Source organism: Komagataeibacter europaeus LMG 18890 (assembly GCF_000285295.1).
Taxonomy (GTDB): domain Bacteria; phylum Pseudomonadota; class Alphaproteobacteria; order Acetobacterales; family Acetobacteraceae; genus Komagataeibacter; species Komagataeibacter europaeus.
Genome location: NZ_CADP01000285.1, coordinates 1 through 1,441, shown reverse-complemented (window position 1 = coordinate 1,441; position 1,441 = coordinate 1). Strand labels below are relative to the sequence as shown.

The following is a 1,441-nucleotide window of genomic DNA, read 5'->3' as shown; positions in this document are numbered from 1 at the left end:
GGATGGCCCCTTGTGAAGATGTACTGTCACACCCGGACAGGATGCCATGGATCAGACAGGCCAGTCCTACGCGTCCAGCCTGAGACTGGAAGCGTCGGACGATTACGATTTCAGCCAATCAGGCTGCGCAGTTTCGCATCAGCTTCAGGAGAAAGTGATGTTTGCATAATATGGGGATGTCCGCCCAGCTTGTGGAACTCACTGACGACCTTTTCAGGCTGTGCCTTGCGCACCAGAATGAACAGTGCCGATGTGCCGTTCCTGACCTGCTGGCCCACCTCCCGGATGAAATCATCGCTGATTCCGTAGTCACTGAAGTGGCCCTCCAGCGTGCCCACGCCAGCGCCGGTCATGCTCCCTACCACGAAGCCTGCCAGCGGGTTGAGGAAAATCAGGCCGAGCAGCGTGCCTCAGAACGCACCCGTCGCAAGACCGCCCGAAAAACCCAGGGCCGTCAGATTGACCGACTGATCCAGATGCACTTTGCCGTCGCTGGTGCGACGGACAACCACGGCATCCGCAAGGTCGATCAGATATTCTTTTTCCAGTGCCGCGCACTCGGTACGGGCAGCAGTGGCACCATCTTCGGTGTCAAAACCGATAACAATAAGATCTGACATGAATTATTCCATCATTAGTGGGCAGGATTACTTCGCCTTGCGGTGGCGGAAATGAACCAGCGCCGAAAGAGCGATGACCCCGGCAACCGTAAGATAGAACCGCAGATGTGATGCATGCCGTGCCTGCTCATGCGTTTCCAGTTGAGACTGAAGGGCGCTGATCTGCTCCTTCAACTGCTTCTCAACACGATCGGAGTGCCGTGAAAATACGTGTTCCGCGTGATCCTGCAGCGTCCGCGATGCGTCACGCACTGTCTGCTCCAGATTCAGGTCTGCTGCCATGATTACATGATCCTTCATATGTCGTTGTCGCGCTCGATACGAGACGGTACCGAATTGTTCCGTTCCCATCTGTCCGTCAACAATTCCTCACGAGGCGGGGTAGCCTTGATTGACTTACGCAAGCAGTGGCGTGGCGCTGGGCTTCACACAGATTGGAGCTCAATATTGAACACCGCATGTATCTGTTCCACGCGCGCCTGTATTCACGGAATTCGGGCCGATATGATGGTGCTTCTTCTGCCCCGGGTGAGATGCCGATCCTGTCAAAAGCCCTTGCGAGACGGTTTCGTCCCCTATAATCGGGAGAAACTGCTCACAGGAGGTCAAATGGCGGATCAGGACAGAAAGAGGAAAAATTCAGGTCGGCCCGACAGCCGGATGTCGGAAGAACTGGATGCCCTGATCCTGAAAACCGCCACCCGACTGTTTGGGGAACAGGGCTACGCCGCCACATCGGTCGAACAGATCGCGGCCGTGGCGGGAGTGGGCAAGCAGACCATCTACCGGCGGCACCCATCCAAGGAAAACCTGTTCAAGAC

General features: G+C 56.2%; 2 protein-coding genes and 1 pseudogene. 1 reads left to right on the top strand and 2 read right to left on the bottom strand.

What is annotated here, in order from left to right; genetic code table 11:
• Positions 1-110: 110 nt before the first annotated feature.
• Together GEU01_RS27485 and GEU01_RS21770 are read right to left on the bottom strand one after the other, a co-directional pair.
• Positions 111-620, bottom strand: a pseudogene (locus tag GEU01_RS27485) (DUF1269 domain-containing protein).
• 27 nt (positions 621-647) lie between these two features.
• On the bottom strand, positions 648-902 hold the full coding sequence (locus tag GEU01_RS21770) for a hypothetical protein (RefSeq protein ID WP_019087674.1): 255 nt from the start codon (positions 900-902) through the stop codon (positions 648-650).
• 327 nt (positions 903-1,229) lie between these two features.
• Here GEU01_RS21770 and GEU01_RS23860 point away from each other — a divergent pair.
• On the top strand, positions 1,230-1,441 hold a 212-nt coding region (locus GEU01_RS23860; RefSeq protein WP_042711035.1), incomplete at its 3' end, for a helix-turn-helix domain-containing protein.